This window comes from Candidatus Woesearchaeota archaeon, assembly GCA_027858315.1.
In the GTDB taxonomy this organism is placed as follows: Archaea; Nanobdellota; Nanobdellia; order Woesearchaeales; family UBA583; genus UBA583.
On record JAQICV010000011.1, the window covers coordinates 1 to 22,103 of the forward strand.

Consider the following 22,103-nt stretch of genomic DNA (forward strand, 5'->3'; position numbering starts at 1 on the left):
GGCAAAAACTTCAATTGTTCCATATCCATTATGAATTGTTACTGGAAAAATAATTGTTAATTTATGGTGAATTATTTTTTGAAGAAAATAAAGATTAAATTTCAGAATTATAATTTCACCAAATATTTCTAATTCACTTACTTGTTTTTCTTTTTGTAATTTAGAATATATTTCTTTAATATTTTTTTTGGATATTGTTGACAAAAAAACTTGTCTTTCTGTTTTTGATAGTGCACTAGAGTAATTTAGAGTAATTATTTCATTAGAAAAATCTTTACTAATTTTATGAATCCAAATATTTTCGGGAATTTCAACTTGAAGTTTAATGTACTTTAAATTATTTTTTTCCATTTCTATTTATTATGTAATTTTATTTGTTTATATCTTTATCTTTATCTATTATTGTTTGTATAATAGATTTCAAAAATCATTTTTGATTTTTCTTATTTATTAATCCATCTTTAACCCATATAATTCTATCTGCTTTTTCTCCTTCTTCAAGTTCATGAGTTACCATTACAATTGTTTGTCCAAAGTCTTTGTTTAATTTTTTAAATAAATTAACAATGTTATCTGATGAGTCTCTATCTAAATTTGCTGTTGGTTCATCTGCAAATAATATTTTTGGTTTATTTAGTAAAGCTCTTGCAATTGATACTCTTTGTTGTTGTCCACCTGAGAGTTCAGAAGGAAAATGGTATCCTCTATCTTCAAGACCAACATTTTTTAAAACTTCTAAAGCAAGTTTGATATATTCATTTTTCTCAATACCTACTGCCATAGCAGTTATGTAAACATTTTCAATAGCATTAAGTTCAGGAATCAAATTATATGATTGGAAGACATAACCTAATTTTTCTAAACGAAATCTGGTTCTTTGTTCTTCATTTAATTTTAAAACATTTTCTGAATCAACTATTAATTCACCATTTGTTGGATTGTCAAGTAATCCTAATTGATGAAGTATTGTTGATTTTCCACTTCCTGATGGACCCATTATTGCAACAAATTCACCTTCTCGAATTTCTAAACTAACATTTTTTAGAGCTGTAGTTTTTATTTTACCATTGTCATAAATTTTTTCTAAATTTTTAGCATCAATTATTATTATTTTCTTATCCATTTTAACCTCCAAATATCACTTCTAACTTCACAAAGTTTGTGTTATGGTTTCGCTTTTCAAGCTCAAGCCATTGTTTTAGTTTTAATTTCATTTTCATTTTTAGCCACCAAATATTGCTTCTAAAATATTATCTTCTGTTGCTTTTTTGGATGGAAAGTAACCAGCTGCAAGAGATGCTACAATAATTGAAAATGATGCAGTCATTAATTTAGATAATTCAATAACTGGATAAACATCTCCTATTGGCATTTTCATTGGATTTGAAGCAAAATAAAGCATCATTATTTTAATAATTACAAGACCAACTAGAACTCCTAGTATTGCATAAACTAATGATTGAATTATATATGAACCAAGTATAATATTCTTTTTAATTCCAATTGCTTTTAATATTCCTATTTGTTTTCTTTTTGTCATAACATTGATAAATATAATAATATAAATTGTTGCAAAAGTTGTAAGTAGACCAATTGCACCAGTAATTTTATTTGTAATTTCAAGAGATGATGTAAATTGTTTAATTTTACTAATTTTAGTTTCCCATGAATTTATTTGTTTGTTAATACCTAATTCAATAAATTTATATTTATATTCTTCTTCAAGACCTCTCTTTGGCAATTTTACTAAAATTGATGATGCTATATTTGCTTCTTCATTATAAATTGCTTCATATTCTTGTTTATTCATTAAAATATAACCATCACTAAATGCAGATTTTGTTTGATAAATTCCTCTAATTTTAAATTCTTTAGAAACTCCATTATTGAATTGAAGAGTAATTTTATCACCAACATTTACATCTATTCTTTTTTTATTATCATCTTCTGCTGCATATTTTTTAACTAAATCTGAACCAAGTATAATTTCACCTTCAACATTTTTAGTAAGCCTTATTCCTTCGATTATAGTTTCTGAAAAAATTGAGACAGTGTCTTCATCATTGATATCAACAAAAAGTGCTTGGCCACTCGTGACGACTTCAGAATCCGATATTGAAACTCCTTTTTCTATTCTTGAAGTTGCATAAACTCCATCAAGTCGTCTTATTTTTTTTAGTATTTCATCAGGATTTTCAATATATGCTTCATCATCATTAGGTTCAATAGTTAAGTGACCTGTGATTGTGTTAATTGATTTTTCTTCAAATGAATACCCTAAACCATCAATAATTGCTGCAAAAAATGTGATACTTAAAAAACTAAGAGATAATACTAGCGTAATTACAAGAAGTGTTTTTTTACTTGCGACAATATTTTTCCATGCGAGAAAAAAAGTTGTTTTTATTGAATGTAAATCAATCTTTTTCATTTTTATTTTTCTTTCTTTTTCGTGATGCGTCTAACTGAAATAATTAGTATTAGTAATAAAACAATTCCAATTATACTATATACTACATTTACTGGCTTTGTAACTTTAACTTCAATATTTTCTTCTAATAAATGGATTCCTTTATCATCCTTATAACTAATAATAAGTTTGATTGGGAAATCTCCGTTTTTGGATGATTTTAATTTAAAAAGTATTGGAGAATCTTCGTCAGATTTCAAGCTTCCAACAAAAGATTTCTTGTATCCATCTAGTTCTGTTTCAATGTATGCATAAACATTTTCTGCTTTTCCATTCCCATTATTTTCAATAATTCCTGAAATGATAATCTCATCAAAGACTTTAGTTTGGTAATCTTCAACTTTTAAATTTTGAAGAGTGATTTTAGCAGAATCCTTAATATTGATTGAGAGATCATATTCTTTTGTAAAATCATCTCCTAATTCATCTAAGTAAGTTATTTTAAATGGTAATTTATATAGGCCTGAATCTAAATTTGAACTTGCTTGAAAATTTAAACTTAATTCATTTTCATTATTAGCATTTAATAAATCTAGAATTTTTGTTTGTGAGCCTGTTAATAAAAAATCAGTAGAAAGAGAAGTTACTTTTATGTTTCTTGCATTACCTGTACCAATATTATCTAAAATTAAATTTAATTCAAAATTTTCTTCAGGGTAATGTATATTTTCAGCATCATAATCAATTATAATATCAGGAACACCAATTACTTTTACAAAAATAGTTTCTTCTTTAATTAAACCATATCCGTATTCAACATTAAAATTAATAGGGTAAGTTCCACTAATTGTATCTGAATTTACAGATAAGTAATAAGTAGCATCATATGAACAACCACCACAAATTGCAATGTTTTGTTCATTTAAATCACTTTTCTTAAAATAAAATGGTGAATCTATTTCAGGATTAATATTAACATTTTCTGCGATTTCATCTCCAGAATTTGTAATCATAACTTTTAGAGTTATATCATTTCCTGGTTCAACTGGTTCAGGAGTTATTTCATTTTTCACAATTTGTATGTTAGGTCCAATTGTGTCTGATGCAAAAGAGAGATTTATACTAAAAATTAATAATATAAACATAATTATGGAGATTATTTTTTTAACCATAATATATTTATATTTTTGATTCTATTTATATATGAACCCTAACATAGTTTTTAGTTTGATTTAGTTAATTAATATTAATTTATAGTTCAAAGTCACTTATGAATCCTTTGATTAATTTATATTTGTCTAAGTAGTTAAATCCTTTATCTGTTAAAGTAATATATTTTTTACCTTTTTTGTCTTCTAATTCTTGTATGAATTTCTTTTTTAGAAGTTCTGAGTGATATTCATTATAACTATTAAAAGAAAGGTTAGAGTATCTTAGAAGAGGAGTGGGTTTAATTGAATTATTATTTTCTCTTATTATCTTTAAAATATCAAATATTACCTCAAGTCTGTCTCTTTTAGCCATTGTTTAAACCTTTAGTCTCTTTAGTACTCTATACAATATATACATAAAAAATATTGCAATAAAAATTGAGCCATAGACTCTTTGAATATCTAAAAGTCTACCTATTGTTTGACTAATCATCATGAATATCCAAAATCCAAATAATAAGATATAGATTATATATATTTGTGATAGTAATTTTTTCTTTGATTTCTTAAATCTAATATAACTTGTAATTCCTAGTATAGTTATTAATGTAAAACCATATAATCCCATTAGTTTAGGAGTTTGAAGGAATAGTGATAATAGGAATATAATAGATGTAATTAAGTAAATATAGTATTCTTTTATTTTCTTTGAATACAGGCTTGAGAGTAAATAGAATATTGAAATTAATTGAAATAGAACAAATATCCCAAAAGCTACTCTTCTATCTATAACTTCCCAATTAATTATTTCAGGTCTTAGAAGGTTGGTTAATAATTTTATTGTAAATCCAAATCCAAAGAATAAGAACCCTTTTCTGAAATATTTTATTCCTTTATGTTCTGTTAATTGATATATTTCTTTTGTTTTATAAAATATTAAGAAACATGAGAATATTACAATTAACATCGTAAATGTTTCTATTGCAAATATTGTTGGATTGAATTCTCCAAATCCATGTTCGAATGCTTTATTTATCATATTAATCTTTATTTTTATTTATTTATAAAGAATGTGGATTTTAAGTATATATTTATAGGATATATTTTGACTTCTTTTTGTTTATATATGATTTTGACCTAACTATTGTATTGGTGAAAAGCCAACGGAGAAAACAAAAAATGGATAATAAAAAAAAAATTATAGGAACAATTGCATTAGGAGGATTAATGCTTGGAGCACCATTTGCAGCTTTTGCATTTAGTGGTAATAGTCAAATGAGTAATCAATACTCAGATGAGATAGTGCAAGATAGAATTGCTGATCATAGCGCAATGTCTGAATTAAGAATTGAGCATATGAATGAGATTATTAATGCTTTACTTGAAGATGATTCAGATTTAGATAGACTTAAAGAAATAGTTGAAGAATTTATAGATTTAGAATTAACTGCAAGCGAACTTGATTTGAATGATGTTCAAAGACAAGAAATGAGAGATGTTTTTTTTGAGTTTAGAGAAGATTCTCGAGAGTTAGGAAAAGAGTTTAGAAATCTAATTGAAGATTCTTTTAGTGAAGAAGAACTTACTGCTTTTGGAGATGAACATAGGGCAGACATGGAAGAATTAGGTTTATCTCAAGGAAAAGGTCAGCATAGAAATCAATTTGATGATCTAAGTTCTGATGAGAGAGAAACAATTAGAGAAGAGATGGGTTGGTCTGAAGGAAAAGGTCAAGGAATGGGAAAACATTTTAGATAAGTTTTTATTTTAATTATCTTTTTAATCATTTAATATCCTAATTCTTTTTTAACGCAATATTTATATTGATTTTTATACTTGTTTTTTGATGAAAAAAATATTTATTATTGGTTCAGCAGGTTCGGGGAAATCTTATTTGTCTAAAAAGATTCATGAAGAACTTAATTTGCCTTGTTTTGAATTAGACGATGTTTTCTGGGAGAAAAAATATACTGTTAAGAGATCAGAGGATAACAAGAAAAAGTTGTTATCTAAAATAATTAATAAAAATGATAAATGGATTATTGAAGGGATTTTTAATAATTTAAGCCAAGCATGCCCTTTAATATTCCAAATTTTAGCTTGATATTTTATTCCTTGTTTAATCAATTCGTCTTTGATCTTATTTTTGTATATTCTTTTCATCTCACGAAGGCTTTTTAGATGATGAGTTAAATCTCTATATTTGATGATTGTCTCATCAGGAATGTACAATTCATCTAGATAATTTGTTCTTGCAAGATCAGCAAGAACTTTTGCATCATTGTAGTCAGTCTTTTTCTGACCTACAATCTTTTTAGTCTTGGTACCATTACAAAGCTTTACTTTAAAACCTAATTCACTAATTATTTTGTGAGCGTATCTCCACATGCCACAATTTTAAATAACAATTGTGCATGTTGTGTTGGCAATTCCAGATAGGAATTGAGTCAATGCCTCTTTTGTTGACACAAATTCGCCAGAGCGAATTTCATTACCTTCTTTATCTAATATGCATCCTACATACTTATTTTTATGGATATCAAGGCCACAATATAAATCTTTATTTATCATTTTAATCACCATTTTGAATGTTCAATATGGAGTTTGATATTTATTAAGCTAAAGGCTGAAAGTACTTCGAGGAGTTCTACTTACACCACCGATTAGAAAGAAATCTCTTGCAGGAATTTCCCAAATTCTTTCCGCTCCGCTCCAAGAACTTTTTTTACCCGTGAATGTTATACGTAATATATAAGTTTTTATAATTAATTGAAACGAAGGGCTTGAAAATTTGAAATAATTTCCTTCAAAGGTGTGAATTTTTAGAGAAGTTTACAAACAAGTAGAAGTTTTAGCAAAACAGCTAAGAAAAACAGGCTTGTTAATGACTATCCCAGGTGTTGGACCGTATTTAGCTTTAGTCATCTACTCAGAGATTGGAACCATCAAAAGGTTTGAATCAGCAAAAAAGTTAGTCATGTATTCAGGGCTTTGCCCTGGGATTTATCAGACAGGGAGCACAGAATATCAAGTGAGAAACAGTGCGTGCAATAAATTCCTAAAATTTGCATTCACGATTACGTCTGGAAGAGCAACATTGATTGCAGGCTCAAGGTTTGAAAAGAAATACAGCAAAGTAAAAAACAAGAAAGGTTATCCTACTACAAGAAGAGTGATTGCAAGAGAGCTTGCAACAATTGTTTTGCATATGCTTAGCAAGGAAGAATCTTTTAAAAATTAAAATTTATAATGGGACTTGCTTTGGTTTATCACTAAAGCGTCCCAAACAAGAAGGACGAGGGCACCCTCTGCGTATAACTAAGCCTTAGAGCTTACATAGGTGGTTAGGGGCCCTTTTACCACTCAACACAATGTGCTTAGAGCACCAAGAGATGTTTGTGGCTTTATGCCTTGTCCTTAACAACATTAAACTTATATATATAGAAATCATATATAAGTACCCAAGCGATATCATTAATTTGATATCATTTATATAGAGTTTACTATATTTAAAACTTGCGGCCTTTATAAAAGAGTTCTAAGAGATGTTATATTCTACGAGTATAGCGAGAGCACGCAGTGCGGTATCGAGGCATTTATGCAGAAGAAGTAAGAGAGAGTTCTGTTTTTCGCGATAGCCAATTTGAAATATTTTGGAACAATTTCTTTTAATATTTGAAAGTTCTTTCATAATTCTTATGGTCAAACCACTCTAGAATAATTGAATAAATCCTAACTTCATCATTCTCTAAAACATAAATAATTCTATATCCAGAAGGTAAATCATATTTCCAAAGTGAATAACCTTCAATTAGCTTAAGGTATTTTTTTGGAATCCTATCTTTTGGTATTGATGCACCACAAAAACCATTCTCACTTAAATCTTCAATTGCTCTTTTAATCCACTTATACAATCTTTTTTCTTGTTCATCTCCATCTTTTAAAGATTTATAAGATGACTCTAAATTTTCATTCATAAATTGAACTTTTGTTGGTTTTTTAATCATTTTGCAGGTACCGAATTTCTAAGCAATTTTCCTTTGGTAATTCCTATCCAAACAACCTTTTTTTCTCTGTCGATACCAATTTTATTTGAATAAATTAAATAATTTAAAATAACTGAAAATGTTTGATATCTCATTTTTTTAGGCAATTTTTCCCATAATGCTTTTTTTTTATACATAGCAGAATGTTCCTCAATAAACTTCTCTACCATTAAAATAGTATCTAATTGTGGATATGAAAAGGCATTTTCAAACATATCATAAATAATCTCTTTCGCTTTCATAGTTGTATTAGTATGTATAACTATTTAAATGTTTGCTATTTGCATAAAAAAGAATTTATTCCAATTAATTTCAGAACTCTCTCTGATTGAATATAACATTCGAGATTAAGAAAAAGCTCGAGCTTGCGAGAGTTTGGGAAATCTCTGCAAGAGATTTCTTTCTAATCGGTGTTGTACGTCCCGAACGTTAGTGAGAGCCTGCAAGGCGAGGTCGAGGAACGAAGTGACGAAGAAGTGTTTAAGTTTTACGAGCCAAAGGCGAGACTATCTAAAGAGGACTTTTCTTCGCGGCAGCCAATTTGAAACAGAACGACTAAAAGGAGTGGATTCCTTTTAATTGGGATAATTTAGAATATAGGATTAAAACTTAAAGAGAAAAATTGAAAAATTTATTAAATGAGCATTCCAATACTAATTAAGGTTAATGATATTATAGATGAAATAAATATCAAAAACCAATATTTTATCGGATCTTTTTCCCTATTTATTTCAAAACTTCCATATAATGGATTTAAATTATATATAGTTTTCTTTTTTAATTCAAAAACTGTAAATACTAACATTGAAACTCCAAATATAATTAAGACATATTTATTAATCATAATATTCTAATTTATTAGAAAATTTATAAAGTTTGGCATTATCTAATCCTAAAAAAAAAGAAAACTAATTTCAAAAAAAGTCCGACAAATAATATTTCAAAAACTTAAACATTACAACTAACATGGCTGTTTGATGAAGTTTTTCGAGTTTACGAGAAAAATTTGGGAGAGCCCCGAGCTGAGGGGCGAACCATCTAACAGCTGTTAGGCGACCCGAACCATCACAAAGTGAAGGTGAGAGCGCAGCGTGGCAAGAAAATTATGAAATAATTTTCGCAGAGTCGAGAAAAAGGCGTACATAAAAGAACGTGAGTTCCTTAAAAATTAAAAGAATAAAAACAAATTATGCATTATTAGGTTTTAAAGTTTCAGCACCCTTTTTATACATATATTGATAAGTGTGCAATTTATTATAAAAATTTACAACCATACTAAAAATTTCAAGGTCTAGATTAGGAGTATTAGTTACAGAATTTGAATCTACTTCAACTCTTAATGCATGATTTCTAAGTCTTTGAGAAGGCGGGTAATGATCACCTTGATCCATAAAGAAATCATCAAAATCTTGTGGAAGTTTTTGCCTAGTTAAATCATATTTTGAAACTAAGTTTTCTCCAACAGTAAAATTATGAACTGCAGAATCTAAATACAGAAATGGAATCTTACCCATAGTTTTTCCTGCAACAGTTATCTTTTCCATAAGAGTTAAATCTGCCATAATTTTAGGGTTAATTTTACCTAACGCAGAAATTTTATCTTCAATATTTAATATACCCATATAAAATATCTGAAAAATGAAATATTTAAACTTTTGCATAATTTGTCTCGAAAACAGCCTTTTTCTCGATTTTGTCTAACAGATATTATACAGACAATATTTATCCCGTTTATGAGAAAATACGCCCAAAAAGCAGACTTTTTAATTAAATTCACTCAATATAGGATTAGTATGGCTAAAATTCATAAGTGTATATAACACATCAATAACCCCCAAAAAAGAGCCTATTCCTAAATAAAGTATACCTTAAGTATATACTTTTTATTCTTTTTATTTATAAAGGATAAGAACTTAATTTATAGTATTAATAGCAATTATTAATTATCAAATCTTGAAAAAATGAAAAAAATAAGTAAAGAACCTCTTGTAGTTTTGAAGAATGTTTCAAAAATTTATAGGATGGGTGAAGTTGATGTACCTGCGTTATTGGATATTGATTTAGAAATTTTCCGAGGAGAGTTTGTTGCAATTATTGGTTCTTCAGGCTCAGGTAAATCTACTATGATGAATCTTGTAGGATGTTTGGATACGCCAACTAAAGGTGAGATTTTTTTGAAGTCTCAAAACATTGGAGAGCTTGCTGAATCTGATTTGTCAACACTGAGAGGAAAGAGCGTGGGATTTATTTTTCAACAATACAATTTACTTCCAACTCTTAGTGCTTATGGTAATGTTAAATTACCACTTGAATTGCAAGAGGTTTCTGATGATGAAGCAGATTCTAGAACTAAAAAGGTTTTGAAATTGGTATCTTTATCAGATAAGTTGAATCATTTTCCATCTCAACTCAGTGGTGGACAACAACAAAGAGTAAGTATTGCAAGATGTCTTGTTGCTGATCCTGAGATTATTCTAGCAGATGAACCAACAGGGGCATTAGATAGTGTAACAGGAACTGAAGTTCTAGAGACTCTACATAGACTTTGGAGAGATGAAGGAAAGACTATTATTATGATTACTCATGACTTGAATCTTGCAAAGTATGCATCAAAGATTGTTGAATTGAAAGATGGTAAGATTATTAAAATTGAAGAAAAAAAAGAGATAAAAAAATAAAATGAAAAAAGTATTAAGTGTATTAATTATATTAGTGTTAAGTTTAGTCGCACCTTTAGGTGTTTTTGCAGCAGATGGTTTAGCCATTTTGGATGTGAATTTGATGAGTCAGGACCCAGATCCTGTTGTTGCAGGAGATGTTGTTGAAGTTAGATTTTCTGTAGAAAATATTGGTTATGATAGTTCTAATGATTTAATTGTTAGTGTGGAAGAAGAGTTTCCATTTGAAGTTGTAAGCAGTAATCAACTAAATATAGGTGCGCTTTTATCAGGTCAAAATGATGAGAATAAACAAATAGTAAAATTCACATTAAAGGTTGATAAGGATGTAAAAGCTGGAGCGCAACAAATGACTTTAAATGTTTTAGATACTCAAAATGGTGTGACTTTAACTTATGATTTTGATGTTGATATTAAGACTAAGAACAGTTTAGAAATTGAGAGTATTGATAAATCTGAGATTGTTCCAGGAAAGAAAGAAACTATTACATTTAAACTAACTAATGTGGGAAGTTCAAATTTGGATGATATTATTTTCTCATGGGAGAATGTTGATGAAGTTATTTTGCCTGTAGGTAGTGATAATTCAGTTTATATAAAAAGCATTCCTGTAGGTCAAAGTGTCGATATTGCTTTTGATGTATTGGCAAGTTCAAGTGTTACAGCAGATTTATATAATTTAGATTTAAAAATTTCATATCAAGATTCAATCTCATCTGAAGTTTATGAATCTATTACTAAGACAGGAATTTATGTTGGTGGAGATACAAGTTTTGATTTAGTGTTTGATGAAGTTAGTGGTAGTGAATATGCTTTTACAATATCAAATATTGGAGCAAATAATGCAGAGAGTGTAACTATTAAAGTACCTTCTCAAGATGGTTGGACTATTAATTCAGGAAGCTCAGAAATTATTGGTAATTTAAATAAAGGTGATTATACAACTGTTAGTTTTGCAATGACTAAAGGAAAAGCGCAAGCAATTGATTTAATTATTGATTATACAAATACTTTAGGTGAGAGAGTTAGTATTGAGAAATTAGTAGATGTAGCGAGTTCTGAATCTACAGTTGATGGTGTTGCAGTTGAAAGAGATGGTTCTGGTGGAGGTATGAGATCTATGACTTCAGGTGTTACTAATATTGTAACTTATGCTAAATACTTTGGTTATGCAGTCTTGATTTTAATTGTTTTAGTTATTGGTAGAAAAGTTTACAAAAAGAGGAGAAAATAAAATACTTTTTATTTTATTTAGAGGTTTTAAAAGATGATACAGTCAAAAATTAAAAGTTTTTTCGGTACAATTTTAAAATTCACAGAGGTGAATTATTAAAATGAAATTAATTAAGAGTTTTAAGATGGCGCTTAACATGGTACTTCATTCAAAGCTAAGATCATGGCTTACGATTTTAGGTATTGTTATTGGAGTTGCATCAGTTATTGCTATTTTATCTATTGGAGATGGGATGGAGGCTGAAGTTAGTTCGCAGTTTGACTCATCAGGAGCAGATATTATTACACTTACTCCAGGTTATACAAAAGCTACAGATTTCGGTCCAGGAAGACATGATGAACCTCAAACTAGTTCTGCTGATGCTGATGCTGATGAATTAACTCGAAGAGATTATTTAGCAGTTAAATCAGTTTCAGATGTTGAGGCTGTGAATACATTAGTTTCAGATAAAGTTGATGTTTATTATCAAGGAGAAGAAGGAACTCTTAGTGTTACTGGTGTTGATGAGAGTGTTTATGCTCAATTTGAAACTAATGATTTACTTGAGGGAAGGTATTTATCTTCAGCAGATTATAATGTGGTTGTTATAGGTGAGACTTTGGCTAATGAATTTTTTGATAGAGAATTAGGTATTAATCAATTATTAACTATAGAAGGTAAAAGTTTTAGAGTAGTGGGAATTTTAGATGGAGGGAGGTCTTCTATTTATATGCCGCTTGATGCAGCTTATACTATTTTTGATGATAAAGAAAAAGATGTTTATGATTCCATGCAGATTAAAATTAGAGATGAGGATAGATTAAATGAGACAGAGGCAAAACTTAATTTAAAACTTATGAATTCAAGACATGTTAGTGATGATGATTTAGATTTTACTTTAACAACAAATGCTGCTTCAGCAGATCTGCGAGCAGAAATGCTTTCAACTATCACAACTTTCTTAACAGCAATTGCAGGAGTTAGTTTAGTAGTTGGAGCCGTAGGTGTTGCAAATACTATGTTTACATCTGTTTTAGAGAAGACTAAAGAGATTGGTATTATGAAAGCAATAGGTGCTAGAAATAGTGATATTTTAGCAATATTTATATTTAATTCGGCTCTTATTGGATTAGTTGGAGGAATTATTGGTGCGATTATAGGAATTGGTTTATCTTTGCTTTTAGGATTGGCAGGAATGCCAGCTCTTGTTAGTTATTCAAATGTGTTTATGATTTTAGGTCTTTCAGTTTTTATTGGTATGATTTCAGGAGTCATTCCTGCAGTTGGAGCTTCAAAGCTTAGTCCAGTAGATGCACTTCGAGCAGATTAAGCTCGAAGTGTGCAGAACGAATAATCGGAGTGACTGCATCTAAGAGCTGATTAAAATTTTATTTTTTATCTTTTTAATAACTTTAACTCTATTTAAAGTTAAAACTATGTTTATAAGTAATTTAATATATAATCTTATTATGAAATTAAATTTATATTTCGGAATGTTGATATTGTTATTGGTATCTTTTTCGGGATGTTCTCAAGCAATTGTTGATGATAATAAAAATGAGACTTCAGTTGATGAAGGATTAATAGAGTGTACTATGGAATATGCTCCAGTTTGTGGTATTGATGGTGTAACTTATAGTAATAAGTGTGGTGCAAGAGATACTGAGATTGCCTATGTTGGTGAGTGCTCAGAAGAAAATGCATTTGTTGACCTTAAAATTTGTACTAGAGAATATGCACCAGTTTGTGGTGCTGATGATGTTACTTATTCAAATAGTTGTATGGGTGGAAATATGAGTATAGTGAGTCAAGGATCTTGTGAAAATTTAGAGTAGAATTAATTTTTTATTTTTCTTTGAATTCAGCATCTTGGATATTTAAATCCTTGAGTTTTTTTGATTTTTGAGGTTTTTCTTTTTTTTGTCTCATATTATTAAGATTCATTTTTGCAAATACTACTGGTGAATTCTGTGAACTTGAATCAATTAGAGCAATTATTAATGCAATTATTCTAAGTAAGTATACTAGAATTGCAAGAGGAATTGCAATAATTTTAACACTTATTAGAATAGGAATTATACTAATTAGAGCAAGAATTAAAATTATGATTTCTAATACTAAATTAATTATTCGTAGTCTTATTAATGAGAGTATTATTTGAATTAGAATTAATCCAATTGTTGCTTGATATATGTCTTGATATACTGTAGGAATTAAACTAAGCAGTAGAAATCCTCCAATAAGCATTCCTAGAATATGTTGAATAGTTCCTAGAATACTAGTTTGAGTTGTGTTTGTATTTTTTATCATATTTATTCTAGTTAGTTTTTATTAATAAATCTAATTATTAATTGTAGATTATAACATTTAATATTCCGATGTTAGTCTCTTTATTTATAGTATCTTTTACAGGAATTAGGGTTTTGAATCTTTCTTCATTTTTTCTATTTTCGTTGTTTGAATTATCATATCTTAAATCATAAATGGTTATGTTTTTTATTGATTTTAGATTTTTATCATATAGTTCTACAATGACTGTTGCCTCACCTAATTGTTTTCTTATGAATTCTTTATTTGATTTTGAATAGTTTGAAAATATTTCTAGAGATACTTGGTCAAATTCTTCATCAATATCTCCTTGAGATGTTACATGTAAAAATTCTGAATTTACAATATATGAATATTTTTCAAAAGATCTATCTCTTAAATCATTTTCTTGCATTTCTTTTATAGAATTAGTACTCACATTGTTATACCATACCATTCCAATTACTAAAATTATGTAAACTAGGATGATAATTGCAAAAGTTTCACCAAATTTAATTTGTGATTTTTTATTCATTAATATAATTATAAGACAAAATTTTATAAAATATCTTGTTATAACTTAATTATGGGTAAAATTAAAAAAGTTTCAAATTTAGAGTTTTTAGATTTGTTTAAAGTGTTTTTTTCAACAAAGGTTTTTGAGGATAAGAAAATTTCTTTGAAGTTTCTTATTGGAGTGTTTTTTACAGTTCAGTTTATTTTAGGAATCATTTCTATTTTGAAAAATTTGATTCCAAATTATTCTTTGTATTCAAATAGTTTTAAATTTTTTAGTGTATTTTTGGCATGGTCTATTATTTATTTAATTTTATTTACATTATTTTATTTGTTTTTGAATACTTTTGAAGATAATCGCAAATTATATTTTGAGAGTTTTTTTGTTAGTATGATGTTACTTTTACCTTTCGTTTTAATAGGTAGTTTGTTTGATTATATAGGACTTTTATCATTGAATCCATTAGTATTGATTGTTGCAAGTAGTTTCTTTTTGGTTTTAGGAATTTATTTTATTGTGATGTTTCTTTTGAATTTCAAAAATTATTATAAAACTACTTTTTCTAGAGTTTTTACTAGTTTAATTTTGATGATATCTTTGGTGATGATTTTATTTTTATTTGCAACAGTTAGTACAACTCTTCTTTTGATGAATATCTAAATGTATATAAATAAAAAATTTTATAATAATTTAGAATGAAAAAAATATATTTTTTTTTGAGGAATAAAACTGGACTTTTTTTGTATAAATATATATTTAAACCTGTCTTTTTTTTGTTTGATCCAGAGTTTGTTCATGATGCTGCGATTTTTATCGGAAAGTTTTTAGGTTCTAATTTTATCACTAGAGGTTTTGTATCTTTATTATTTGATTATAGTGATTTAAAACTTAAACAAAGAATTTTAGGGATTGATTTTAGAAATCCTCTAGGTCTTGCAGCAGGGTTTGATAAGGATGCAAATATAATTCCAATTATTTCTGAAGTTGGTTTTGGTTTTAGTGAAGTTGGTTCAATTACTAAAAATCCTTATGATGGTAATGAAGGTAAAAGGCTTTATAGACTTAAAAAATCTAAATCATTGATTGTAAATTATGGTCTTAAGAATAAGGGTGCTGATTTCATATATTCAAAATTACAAGGTAAAAAATTCGAGATTCCTGTAGGTATTAGTATTGCTAAAACTAATTGCAAAGAAACTGTAGATAAAAAAATAGGAATTTTAGATTATAGATATACTCTTGAAAAATTTAGAGATTTTGGAGATTATTTCACAATTAATATTTCCTGTCCGAATGCTTATGGTGGTGAACCTTTTACAAGTCCTGATTCTTTGGCAGATTTATTGAAAGGTATCTCAAAAGTTAAAAAAGTAAAACCTATTTTTTTAAAACTTCCTGCAGATATTTCTAAAAAAGATTTAGATGTAATTATTAAAATTTCAGATAAATTTGATATTGATGGTTTTGTTGCAACTAATTTAACTAAAAATAGAAAGAATAAAAAAATTATTGATTCAAATGTTCCTAAAATTGGTGGGATTTCAGGAAAGGTCGTGTCTGATTTAACTGATGATGTTATTGCGTATTTGTATAAAAAAACTAAAGGAGAGAAAATAATTATTGGTTGTGGAGGTATTTTTAGTGCCAAGGATGCCTATAAGAAAATAAGACTTGGAGCTAGTTTATTACAAATGATTACAGGGATGATTTACGAGGGTCCAAGCGTTATTTCTGAGATTAATAGAGGATTAGTCGAAATGTTAGAAAAAGATGGCTTTAAAAATGTTTCTGATGCAATAGGGATTGATAATAAAAATTAATTATTTGGATTTAAATTACAAAAATCTAAACAACCTTTTGCTAATTTTCCTTCTGCTTTATTTAGTTGTTCTTCAGTTACATTTGATTTAGTTCTAACATGATGATATTGTAGAATAATCATTGTATTGTTTTGAATTTCTGTCAATATTTCTTCTTTTGATTTTGTTTTATTTTCAGATTTTTTTTCAAAATGAAGTTTATTTGTAATTATTAATATATTTTTTTCAAGTATTTGGGATAGTTTTTCTTGTGATTTTGAATTAGCAAGTTCTCCTATAATTCGAATAGTTTCTAAAAAATTTTTATCGCTCATATATATCTTAAATTTCTCCGATTTTTTAAAGCTTTAGGTTTTTTATCAATTAAATGAGAATTATTTGTTAGAAATATCTTTTAGATATTTTTTAAATAGTTCAAAGATTTCTTCTCTTGCATATTCTACAAATCTTACAGAACCTGCGTGTTCATGTCCACCACCATTTGCGTTTGCATGAGGTACTTCTTTGAATACGATTTGTACGAATTCTGGTACTGAAAAGTTTTCTACTGCATCAGATACTCTAATTGTCATGAATGTTGTTCCATGAGTTACTGTTACAATTGGTTTGTCTAATGATTCTTCAAATGTTTTATGAATATGATTTGTAGACTTTCCAATTGCAGGGTATGCTCCTCTAAATGTTCCTCTTTCTCCGTCAAAGTCTACAAGGTAGAATTTTCCAAAGTCAGTTTTGTTTGTGTAATGTTTTGCAACATTTTCTACAGCTTTATATCTTGAGTCTAATTCTAGTTTTAACATTTCAACAACTTTTTTTTGCATTTCCATGTTGCTTCCAAATAAGTCATCAAAGAACTCTCTATTTTCATTGAATCTTGCATAGTGTGATTGCATATCAATAATTTCACCAAGAGTTGCCATGTATTCTTCAGTGAATCCCTCTTTCTTTGCTAAATCAACATATTGAACTCTCTCAGTACAATCAGTATGATCAAGAATTGCTGCCATAGCTGGGATGAATACTGAGTTTCCATTTTTATCATTAATGAAGTTTGCAAGTTCGTATCCTAGCATTCCTGCTGAAACATTGGAGTCATAACCTGTTAAGTAAGGATTAATGTGTGCGTCAATGTATTTGTCTACTTCAACTTTCTCATCTTTAACTTCTCCAGGATAATGGTGATCAACAACTACAATTTGAGATCCGTAGATTTTCATTTGTTTGATTGATAAAATATCTTCTTCAGTTGAACCATTGTCAGTAATGATTATAAGAGGAGGTTTTGCATTGTTTCTATTTTTATCTCTTAACCAGTTTGCTGCATCTTTTACTGAATCTTCATATTCATAGAATGGAGCTTTTGAAGGTGCTCTTTTATAGTTTTGAAATTGAGTTAGTTTATCACCAGTTACTTCAACCATGAATTTAGTTACAGCTCTTTCGATAGTTATTGCAGATGAGTATCCATCACAATCAGCATTGTGTCTTAAAAGAATAGGTCTTCCTTCAATTACTGCTTTTCTAATCATTGTTGCAACTTGAATGAATCTTGCTTTTTGAGATTCAAGCATTTCTGATTTAATTGTGAATTCAGTTATATTTGGAGCAAATCTTCCTTCATTTAATGCATCAATTTTAGCTTCGAATTCTTTTCTTTCTTCATCATTTAATTTTTTTAAGAATTTAACTTCTCCTTCGATCGTATCTTTTCTTTCACTAATTATAGCTTCAATTCTTACATAATCACCAACATCTGCTTCAGGGTATGATCTAACTCCTGGTTTAATGAAGGCCTTAAATGTAAAATTTGCAGTTCCATCGTTTAAAACCATAAGTGTTGGACCTGAAGTTTGTTTTACAACTTCAATTTTCCCAATCATCTCATAAGTCTTCCTAACATCTTTACTAGAAATATCTTTAAATAAAATTTTTTCCATATAAATTTGAATAGATAATTGTTTATAAAGATTGAGAAAACATATAAAATAAAAATTATTAATTTTTAATCATTGTTAATTTAGGCACATTTAACAAATATTTTATAAATGGTTTTTAATTCAATATTTTATCATGGCAATTGAGAGAACATTTGTAGCTATTAAACCTGATGGCGTTCAAAGACAAATCGTTGGAGAAGTAATTTCAAGATTTGAGAAGATAGGATTAAAAATTGTGGGTATGAAATTAGTTCATGCTGAAGCAGATTTTGCAAAGAAACATTATGCTGAGCATGTAGAAAAACCTTTCTACAAAATGCTTGAGAATTATATTACTTCAGGTCCAGTTGTCGGATTAGTTTTAGAAGGATTTAATGCGATTGAAACTGTAAGAAAGTTAGTTGGTGCAACTGAACCTTCAAAAGCTGCTCCAGGAACAATTAGAGGAGACTATGCTCATATGAATTACCCTAGAGGAGATGCACATGAGTATGGAGTTGTTAATATTATTCATGCTTCTGCTAATTTAGAAGATGCACAAAATGAAGTACATTTATGGTTTAGTGATGCTGAGTTATTTACTTATGATTCAGTACACGGGAAATTTATGTAAATAAATTTTTAGTATTGTATAAATTTTTCAATTTATAGATTTTGTGACTTTTAAAAATTTACAAAATTTTTTAAATAATAAGATTTATTTTATTTTATGTCTATTGAGAGTTTGATTATTAATTTTAGTTATGTTGGCCTTTTTATTTTATTAATAATTAATGGGATTACAAGTTTCCCATCTTCACAAATTTTGTATATTATTGCAGGTTATTTTGCTTTTACAGGAGATCTTAATTTTTGGCTTGTTGTAATTTTTGGTGGTTTGGGTATGAGTATTGGTAATATTATTTTGTATGAAATATCAAGAAGAAAAGGCTTAGATTATGTTTTAAAAATAAATAAGTTTATTGGGTTTGAGTTTTTCAGGAAAAAAGATATCTTAAGAGTTAATAAAGTTTTGAAAAAAAAGAAAGGATATATTTATTTATTTTTTGGTAAGTTTATTAATCCAATTAAAATTATAATTCCTATTCCTGCTGGAATGTCACATATGAATAGATTTTATTTTAGTGTAATTATTATGATTACTTCATTTTTTTGGGCATTAGCATTTACTAGTTTTGGTTTTTATTTTGGTAAGAATTATGAGGCTTTTGGCTATTATGGTGCAGGGATGATTATTCTTGCAGTAATATTTGTTTTTTTATTTTATAAAAGTATGAATGGTAGTGATGTAGTTAAAGATTTAGAAAAATAAAGAAAAGGTTTATTTAAATATTTTTTAATTTACTTTCAATTACTTGTAAATTATTTTTAATTCTATCGATTTTAGTTACTTTTTGTTTTATATCAGATGCTGATTGAATTTTAGGTTCTTCTTTTTTAACTTGAGGCTTTGCTTTTTCAACTTTTTTAGGGTCTGGCTTCTTAGTTATTTCTTTTAAACTTTTATTTGATGTAGACAATTCGTTAATTATTTCTTCATCTAAGGTAATTGCTTCTTTATTGTATTTAGTATCCTTTTTTAACATATTAACTTGACTTTCAAGTTCTGCTAATTCTTTTTCAGTGTAATTTATTGTATTTTTTACATTAGGTAGAGATTTTCTTAATTCTTGATAATTTTTATTTAAGTTCTCATAACCTTTTTTAATTTCACTTAAAATTGCAGCTTTATTTTTTCTGATTTCTAGGATTCTTGAATATTCTTCTTGCATAACTAGAGAGTCTTTCATACCAAGTAGGAGATTTTTTCTTTTGTTTTGTGAATCATTTAAACAAATATATAAATCTTCATACCCTTCATCCTTAGATTTGATTGTACTTTTTTTAGTTTTCATTTTTAAAGTGTCACATGGTCTAGTTTTTGAACAATATCTTCTAGGTAGAAACTCCAATTTTCAAATAATTTATCTTCTTCAATTTTTAGTTTGTCATAAAGGGAGAATAAATGTTTTACTTCTTTTTCGTTTGTTTTAATCACTTTGAGTATTTCTACAATGTTTTCTACTTTTTCAATCCTTGTGTAAATCTCTCTTTTTCTATCCATTTTTAATTTTCAAATATAATGCTATCAACTTCGTGAAGTTTATCTTCGATGTATTCGAAATCTTTTTTTAAATTTTCATATTCAATATCTTCTTCAGCTTTTATGTCAAGAAGTTTTAAATGTGTTTCCGATGCATCTTTTACTTTAGTTTTCACTCCTTCAACAATTTCTAATAGAGTTTTGAATTGTCTTGTTGTTATGAAATATGTTTCAGTACTTTGAACTTTATGAGGTTGTTTTTCAATAAAATTTAATGCTTCTTCATCATCCTTCATATCTTGCATTTCTGGAATTTCAGTAGGAGAATCATTAGTTGATTCTAAATTTTGAGCCCCAGGGATATCTAATTCAGATAAATCAAATAAAGAGTCTTGAGGTGAATCTACATTAAATTCTTCTTCAATATTTTCTTCATGTGGTGTTTCCTCTTGCATTGATTGAGCAGGTTTTGCTGCAACTTCATTTTTTATATCTTCTAAACTTCCACCTGGAATTGGAGGTGTACTTAGTTTTTGTACCTCTCTAGGCGTTTCTTGATTAGAACTTTTATTACTTGCAGCTACTGGCGGAGCAGGAGGTGCAGGTGGTGCTGGCGGAGCAGCAGCGTTATCTTCTTTTTTACTACTAAATAAACCCATAGATTTTTCATTCGATTTGATTATATAATAATTTATAATATTTTTGAGTAAATAAGGATTTTATTGTCTGAAAAGTGAATATTTTTTATTTAATTAGTTTTTATGATATTAATGTTTAATTTTGCTAGATTTAGAAGTTTTTGGTTTGTTGTATTTCCTGTAATTATCAACTCATTTTTAACATCATTTAGAATTGGTAATATTTCATCTAAATTAATTATTTTTTTTTCAATTATAGTATTTAATTCATCTGCAATTACTGGACTTTGTTTTTTTATAGAGGTTTTAAGAAGCATTAGTGCTTCATTTGCTTCTTTTATGTCTTGAGGGGTAATCTCATCTCTTGATTGGTTATTAAATTGTCTTTTTATTCCTGTTTTTACAAAGTCAAATGAACCGTATAAATTGTTTTCTCTTGACCATTTTTTTAAAGAATTTAAAAATATAGGATCACCATAGATATCATCTCCTTTATCAAAATATATTAGTTTTACTGCATGTTTTTCAAGGAATTTTCTTATAAGGTATCCTATTGGATAGGCAGTTTTCCCTTTTCCATTTCCTGAGATATTAGTTATATTTTTATTTATTACAAGATTATGATTTTCTATGTATTCACAAATATATTGTGAATTACATTCAGATTTTATTTCGTTAAATATTTCTTCTTCTTTTGTTGTTATGATTATTTGTGAGTTAGAATTTTTAAGTAAACTTATTATTTTCATTTTATTTAATATTTCAAAATTTAGATTATCTATTATTACTAAATCATATTCATATAATGAATTATAGAACATATCTTGAGTTATATTACAAAATTCTACTAAAGGAATTATAGTTTTAGAAATTTTTTTATTTTGTTTTGGTTTGTATATGTCTAATTGAAATCTTTTTAAACTATTTGTGAAAGAGTAGGATAATGAGAGGTTTTCAATAAAATTTGAAAGTTTGGTAGCTGAATCTTTTGTGTCAATATATGCAATTTTCATGCCTAATCCTATAGCTTTGATTAAAAGGCCTGCTGAAAGGTTTGAATAATCTATAATATTTTTGTCGAGATAAATTGTTTTTGATGTATCTTTGTAGAACATATTATCTTTTCTTTTTTTTAGTTTTTAAAAGTTTCTTGTTTTTTATTTTGAGACAAATTTATTTTTAATCGGCTTTATCCGAAGTAGATTTATAAAGTTCAAATTTCTTTAATTATTATGATTCGTAAACTTGTACAAAAACAAATAAGTCCTCACGAGAATTCTTTTCGTCAAGAATTAAATAAGAT

Annotated in this window: 30 protein-coding genes; 10 read left to right on the plus strand and 20 right to left on the minus strand. The window is 27.6% G+C overall.

Annotated elements, in window-relative coordinates:
* The 6 genes from PF569_00650 to PF569_00675 all read right to left on the minus strand — a co-directional run.
* Positions 1 to 351, minus strand: a 351-nt coding sequence (locus tag PF569_00650; GenBank protein ID MDA3854735.1) for a hypothetical protein, incomplete at its 3' end; no start/stop codon positions are given.
* Between the two features lie 76 nt (positions 352 to 427).
* Positions 428 to 1,123 (minus strand): ABC transporter ATP-binding protein, encoded by a 696-nt coding sequence (locus PF569_00655; GenBank protein ID MDA3854736.1) that lies wholly within the window; start codon positions 1,121 to 1,123, stop codon positions 428 to 430.
* A gap of 99 nt (positions 1,124 to 1,222) precedes the next feature.
* Positions 1,223 to 2,431 carry an FtsX-like permease family protein gene (locus PF569_00660; GenBank protein ID MDA3854737.1) on the minus strand — a complete coding sequence of 403 codons (1,209 nt, stop codon included), beginning with the start codon at positions 2,429 to 2,431 and terminating at the stop codon, positions 1,223 to 1,225.
* Between the two features lie 2 nt (positions 2,432 to 2,433).
* On the minus strand, positions 2,434 to 3,582 hold the full coding sequence (locus tag PF569_00665; protein ID MDA3854738.1) for a hypothetical protein: 1,149 nt from the start codon (positions 3,580 to 3,582) through the stop codon (positions 2,434 to 2,436).
* 79 nt (positions 3,583 to 3,661) lie between these two features.
* On the minus strand, positions 3,662 to 3,934 hold the full coding sequence (locus PF569_00670) for a hypothetical protein (GenBank protein ID MDA3854739.1): 273 nt from the start codon (positions 3,932 to 3,934) through the stop codon (positions 3,662 to 3,664).
* A 3-nt stretch (positions 3,935 to 3,937) separates the two neighbouring features.
* Entirely contained in the window at positions 3,938 to 4,600 is a 663-nt protein-coding gene (locus tag PF569_00675; protein MDA3854740.1) for a hypothetical protein, read from the minus strand.
* A 140-nt stretch (positions 4,601 to 4,740) separates the two neighbouring features.
* Between PF569_00675 and PF569_00680 the strand changes: the two genes are divergently transcribed.
* Positions 4,741 to 5,319: a hypothetical protein gene (locus PF569_00680; protein ID MDA3854741.1), complete on the plus strand. Its 579-nt coding sequence runs from the start codon at positions 4,741 to 4,743 to the stop codon at positions 5,317 to 5,319.
* A gap of 150 nt (positions 5,320 to 5,469) precedes the next feature.
* Here PF569_00680 and PF569_00685 read toward each other — a convergent pair whose 3' ends face one another.
* Complete coding sequence (locus PF569_00685; GenBank protein ID MDA3854742.1) at positions 5,470 to 5,949, minus strand: transposase; 480 nt, start codon at positions 5,947 to 5,949, stop codon at positions 5,470 to 5,472.
* 9 nt (positions 5,950 to 5,958) lie between these two features.
* Complete coding sequence (locus PF569_00690) at positions 5,959 to 6,144, minus strand: hypothetical protein (protein ID MDA3854743.1); 186 nt, start codon at positions 6,142 to 6,144, stop codon at positions 5,959 to 5,961.
* Between the two features lie 301 nt (positions 6,145 to 6,445).
* Here PF569_00690 and PF569_00695 point away from each other — a divergent pair, with 301 nt between their 5' ends.
* Positions 6,446 to 6,802, plus strand: coding sequence for a transposase (locus PF569_00695; protein MDA3854744.1), 357 nt, complete (start codon positions 6,446 to 6,448; stop codon positions 6,800 to 6,802).
* A gap of 427 nt (positions 6,803 to 7,229) precedes the next feature.
* Here PF569_00695 and PF569_00700 read toward each other — a convergent pair whose 3' ends face one another.
* From PF569_00700 to PF569_00715, 4 genes are all read right to left on the minus strand, one after another.
* Positions 7,230 to 7,568, minus strand: a complete 339-nt coding sequence (locus PF569_00700; GenBank protein ID MDA3854745.1) for a hypothetical protein — start codon at positions 7,566 to 7,568, stop codon at positions 7,230 to 7,232.
* Complete coding sequence (locus PF569_00705; GenBank protein MDA3854746.1) at positions 7,565 to 7,849, minus strand: hypothetical protein; 285 nt, start codon at positions 7,847 to 7,849, stop codon at positions 7,565 to 7,567. The genes PF569_00700 and PF569_00705 overlap by 4 nt, the downstream gene beginning before the upstream one ends.
* Positions 7,850 to 8,241: 392 nt before the next feature.
* Positions 8,242 to 8,451: a hypothetical protein gene (locus PF569_00710; protein MDA3854747.1), complete on the minus strand. Its 210-nt coding sequence runs from the start codon at positions 8,449 to 8,451 to the stop codon at positions 8,242 to 8,244.
* Between the two features lie 343 nt (positions 8,452 to 8,794).
* Positions 8,795 to 9,229, minus strand: a complete 435-nt coding sequence (locus PF569_00715; protein MDA3854748.1) for a hypothetical protein — start codon at positions 9,227 to 9,229, stop codon at positions 8,795 to 8,797.
* Positions 9,230 to 9,568: 339 nt separating this feature from the next.
* Between PF569_00715 and PF569_00720 the strand changes: the two genes are divergently transcribed.
* The 4 genes from PF569_00720 (at position 9,569) to PF569_00735 (ending at position 13,333) form a co-directional block, all read left to right on the plus strand.
* Entirely contained in the window at positions 9,569 to 10,285 is a 717-nt protein-coding gene (locus tag PF569_00720; protein MDA3854749.1) for an ABC transporter ATP-binding protein, read from the plus strand.
* 1 nt (position 10,286) lies between these two features.
* Positions 10,287 to 11,519 (plus strand): COG1361 S-layer family protein, encoded by a 1,233-nt coding sequence (locus PF569_00725; protein ID MDA3854750.1) that lies wholly within the window; start codon positions 10,287 to 10,289, stop codon positions 11,517 to 11,519.
* A 100-nt stretch (positions 11,520 to 11,619) separates the two neighbouring features.
* Positions 11,620 to 12,828, plus strand: a complete 1,209-nt coding sequence (locus PF569_00730) for an ABC transporter permease (protein MDA3854751.1) — start codon at positions 11,620 to 11,622, stop codon at positions 12,826 to 12,828.
* Between the two features lie 139 nt (positions 12,829 to 12,967).
* Positions 12,968 to 13,333: a Kazal-type serine protease inhibitor family protein gene (locus PF569_00735; GenBank protein MDA3854752.1), complete on the plus strand. Its 366-nt coding sequence runs from the start codon at positions 12,968 to 12,970 to the stop codon at positions 13,331 to 13,333.
* A 10-nt stretch (positions 13,334 to 13,343) separates the two neighbouring features.
* Here PF569_00735 and PF569_00740 read toward each other — a convergent pair whose 3' ends face one another.
* Complete coding sequence (locus tag PF569_00740; protein MDA3854753.1) at positions 13,344 to 13,808, minus strand: hypothetical protein; 465 nt, start codon at positions 13,806 to 13,808, stop codon at positions 13,344 to 13,346.
* 37 nt (positions 13,809 to 13,845) lie between these two features.
* Positions 13,846 to 14,340 (minus strand): hypothetical protein, encoded by a 495-nt coding sequence (locus PF569_00745; GenBank protein ID MDA3854754.1) that lies wholly within the window; start codon positions 14,338 to 14,340, stop codon positions 13,846 to 13,848.
* A gap of 51 nt (positions 14,341 to 14,391) precedes the next feature.
* Between PF569_00745 and PF569_00750 the strand changes: the two genes are divergently transcribed.
* A complete protein-coding gene (locus PF569_00750) occupies positions 14,392 to 14,982 on the plus strand; it encodes a hypothetical protein (GenBank protein ID MDA3854755.1) in 591 nt (196 codons plus the stop codon).
* A gap of 35 nt (positions 14,983 to 15,017) precedes the next feature.
* Positions 15,018 to 16,142, plus strand: a complete 1,125-nt coding sequence (locus tag PF569_00755) for a quinone-dependent dihydroorotate dehydrogenase (protein ID MDA3854756.1) — start codon at positions 15,018 to 15,020, stop codon at positions 16,140 to 16,142.
* Here the strand turns inward: PF569_00755 and PF569_00760 are convergent.
* Together PF569_00760 and PF569_00765 are read right to left on the minus strand one after the other, a co-directional pair.
* Positions 16,139 to 16,456 (minus strand): hypothetical protein, encoded by a 318-nt coding sequence (locus PF569_00760; GenBank protein ID MDA3854757.1) that lies wholly within the window; start codon positions 16,454 to 16,456, stop codon positions 16,139 to 16,141. The genes PF569_00755 and PF569_00760 overlap by 4 nt on opposite strands.
* A 60-nt stretch (positions 16,457 to 16,516) precedes the next feature.
* The gene (locus tag PF569_00765) at positions 16,517 to 18,079 is read right to left on the minus strand and encodes a hypothetical protein (GenBank protein ID MDA3854758.1); all 1,563 of its coding nucleotides are present in this window, start codon (positions 18,077 to 18,079) and stop codon (positions 16,517 to 16,519) included.
* Between the two features lie 133 nt (positions 18,080 to 18,212).
* On the opposite strand from PF569_00765, the gene ndk reads away from it, so the two are divergent.
* Positions 18,213 to 18,692 (plus strand): nucleoside-diphosphate kinase, encoded by a 480-nt coding sequence (gene ndk / locus PF569_00770; protein ID MDA3854759.1) that lies wholly within the window; start codon positions 18,213 to 18,215, stop codon positions 18,690 to 18,692.
* Between the two features lie 96 nt (positions 18,693 to 18,788).
* Positions 18,789 to 19,391 carry a VTT domain-containing protein gene (locus tag PF569_00775; GenBank protein ID MDA3854760.1) on the plus strand — a complete coding sequence of 201 codons (603 nt, stop codon included), beginning with the start codon at positions 18,789 to 18,791 and terminating at the stop codon, positions 19,389 to 19,391.
* Between the two features lie 13 nt (positions 19,392 to 19,404).
* On the opposite strand, the gene PF569_00780 is transcribed toward PF569_00775, so the two are convergent.
* From PF569_00780 to PF569_00795, 4 genes are all read right to left on the minus strand, one after another.
* A complete protein-coding gene (locus PF569_00780; protein MDA3854761.1) occupies positions 19,405 to 19,974 on the minus strand; it encodes a hypothetical protein in 570 nt (189 codons plus the stop codon).
* A 2-nt stretch (positions 19,975 to 19,976) separates the two neighbouring features.
* Complete coding sequence (locus PF569_00785; protein ID MDA3854762.1) at positions 19,977 to 20,183, minus strand: hypothetical protein; 207 nt, start codon at positions 20,181 to 20,183, stop codon at positions 19,977 to 19,979.
* 2 nt (positions 20,184 to 20,185) lie between these two features.
* Positions 20,186 to 20,821, minus strand: a complete 636-nt coding sequence (locus PF569_00790; protein ID MDA3854763.1) for a hypothetical protein — start codon at positions 20,819 to 20,821, stop codon at positions 20,186 to 20,188.
* 89 nt (positions 20,822 to 20,910) lie between these two features.
* Positions 20,911 to 21,915 carry a cob(I)yrinic acid a,c-diamide adenosyltransferase gene (locus PF569_00795; protein MDA3854764.1) on the minus strand — a complete coding sequence of 335 codons (1,005 nt, stop codon included), beginning with the start codon at positions 21,913 to 21,915 and terminating at the stop codon, positions 20,911 to 20,913.
* Between the last annotated feature and the right edge of the window lie 188 nt (positions 21,916 to 22,103).

What these genes read in the sequence shown, in the direction of transcription:
- PF569_00690 (MDA3854743.1), bottom strand. Translation starts at nt 6,144, where the DNA reads ATGGTGATTAAAATGATAAATAAAGATTTATATTGTGGCCTTGATATC.
- PF569_00725 (MDA3854750.1), top strand. Translation starts at nt 10,287, where the DNA reads ATGAAAAAAGTATTAAGTGTATTAATTATATTAGTGTTAAGTTTAGTC.
- PF569_00760 (MDA3854757.1), bottom strand. Translation starts at nt 16,456, where the DNA reads ATGAGCGATAAAAATTTTTTAGAAACTATTCGAATTATAGGAGAACTT.
- PF569_00660 (MDA3854737.1), bottom strand. Translation starts at nt 2,431, where the DNA reads ATGAAAAAGATTGATTTACATTCAATAAAAACAACTTTTTTTCTCGCA.
- PF569_00775 (MDA3854760.1), top strand. Translation starts at nt 18,789, where the DNA reads ATGTCTATTGAGAGTTTGATTATTAATTTTAGTTATGTTGGCCTTTTT.
- PF569_00755 (MDA3854756.1), top strand. Translation starts at nt 15,018, where the DNA reads ATGAAAAAAATATATTTTTTTTTGAGGAATAAAACTGGACTTTTTTTG.
- PF569_00705 (MDA3854746.1), bottom strand. Translation starts at nt 7,849, where the DNA reads ATGAAAGCGAAAGAGATTATTTATGATATGTTTGAAAATGCCTTTTCA.
- PF569_00795 (MDA3854764.1), bottom strand. Translation starts at nt 21,915, where the DNA reads ATGTTCTACAAAGATACATCAAAAACAATTTATCTCGACAAAAATATT.
- PF569_00675 (MDA3854740.1), bottom strand. Translation starts at nt 4,600, where the DNA reads ATGATAAATAAAGCATTCGAACATGGATTTGGAGAATTCAATCCAACA.
- PF569_00680 (MDA3854741.1), top strand. Translation starts at nt 4,741, where the DNA reads ATGGATAATAAAAAAAAAATTATAGGAACAATTGCATTAGGAGGATTA.
- PF569_00720 (MDA3854749.1), top strand. Translation starts at nt 9,569, where the DNA reads ATGAAAAAAATAAGTAAAGAACCTCTTGTAGTTTTGAAGAATGTTTCA.
- PF569_00750 (MDA3854755.1), top strand. Translation starts at nt 14,392, where the DNA reads ATGGGTAAAATTAAAAAAGTTTCAAATTTAGAGTTTTTAGATTTGTTT.
- PF569_00790 (MDA3854763.1), bottom strand. Translation starts at nt 20,821, where the DNA reads ATGGGTTTATTTAGTAGTAAAAAAGAAGATAACGCTGCTGCTCCGCCA.
- PF569_00785 (MDA3854762.1), bottom strand. Translation starts at nt 20,183, where the DNA reads ATGGATAGAAAAAGAGAGATTTACACAAGGATTGAAAAAGTAGAAAAC.
- PF569_00670 (MDA3854739.1), bottom strand. Translation starts at nt 3,934, where the DNA reads ATGGCTAAAAGAGACAGACTTGAGGTAATATTTGATATTTTAAAGATA.
- PF569_00735 (MDA3854752.1), top strand. Translation starts at nt 12,968, where the DNA reads ATGAAATTAAATTTATATTTCGGAATGTTGATATTGTTATTGGTATCT.
- PF569_00715 (MDA3854748.1), bottom strand. Translation starts at nt 9,229, where the DNA reads ATGGGTATATTAAATATTGAAGATAAAATTTCTGCGTTAGGTAAAATT.
- PF569_00780 (MDA3854761.1), bottom strand. Translation starts at nt 19,974, where the DNA reads ATGAAAACTAAAAAAAGTACAATCAAATCTAAGGATGAAGGGTATGAA.
- PF569_00655 (MDA3854736.1), bottom strand. Translation starts at nt 1,123, where the DNA reads ATGGATAAGAAAATAATAATAATTGATGCTAAAAATTTAGAAAAAATT.
- PF569_00700 (MDA3854745.1), bottom strand. Translation starts at nt 7,568, where the DNA reads ATGATTAAAAAACCAACAAAAGTTCAATTTATGAATGAAAATTTAGAG.
- PF569_00710 (MDA3854747.1), bottom strand. Translation starts at nt 8,451, where the DNA reads ATGATTAATAAATATGTCTTAATTATATTTGGAGTTTCAATGTTAGTA.
- PF569_00765 (MDA3854758.1), bottom strand. Translation starts at nt 18,079, where the DNA reads ATGGAAAAAATTTTATTTAAAGATATTTCTAGTAAAGATGTTAGGAAG.
- PF569_00685 (MDA3854742.1), bottom strand. Translation starts at nt 5,949, where the DNA reads ATGTGGAGATACGCTCACAAAATAATTAGTGAATTAGGTTTTAAAGTA.
- PF569_00745 (MDA3854754.1), bottom strand. Translation starts at nt 14,340, where the DNA reads ATGAATAAAAAATCACAAATTAAATTTGGTGAAACTTTTGCAATTATC.
- ndk (MDA3854759.1), top strand. Translation starts at nt 18,213, where the DNA reads ATGGCAATTGAGAGAACATTTGTAGCTATTAAACCTGATGGCGTTCAA.
- PF569_00740 (MDA3854753.1), bottom strand. Translation starts at nt 13,808, where the DNA reads ATGATAAAAAATACAAACACAACTCAAACTAGTATTCTAGGAACTATT.
- PF569_00665 (MDA3854738.1), bottom strand. Translation starts at nt 3,582, where the DNA reads ATGGTTAAAAAAATAATCTCCATAATTATGTTTATATTATTAATTTTT.
- PF569_00695 (MDA3854744.1), top strand. Translation starts at nt 6,446, where the DNA reads ATGACTATCCCAGGTGTTGGACCGTATTTAGCTTTAGTCATCTACTCA.
- PF569_00730 (MDA3854751.1), top strand. Translation starts at nt 11,620, where the DNA reads ATGAAATTAATTAAGAGTTTTAAGATGGCGCTTAACATGGTACTTCAT.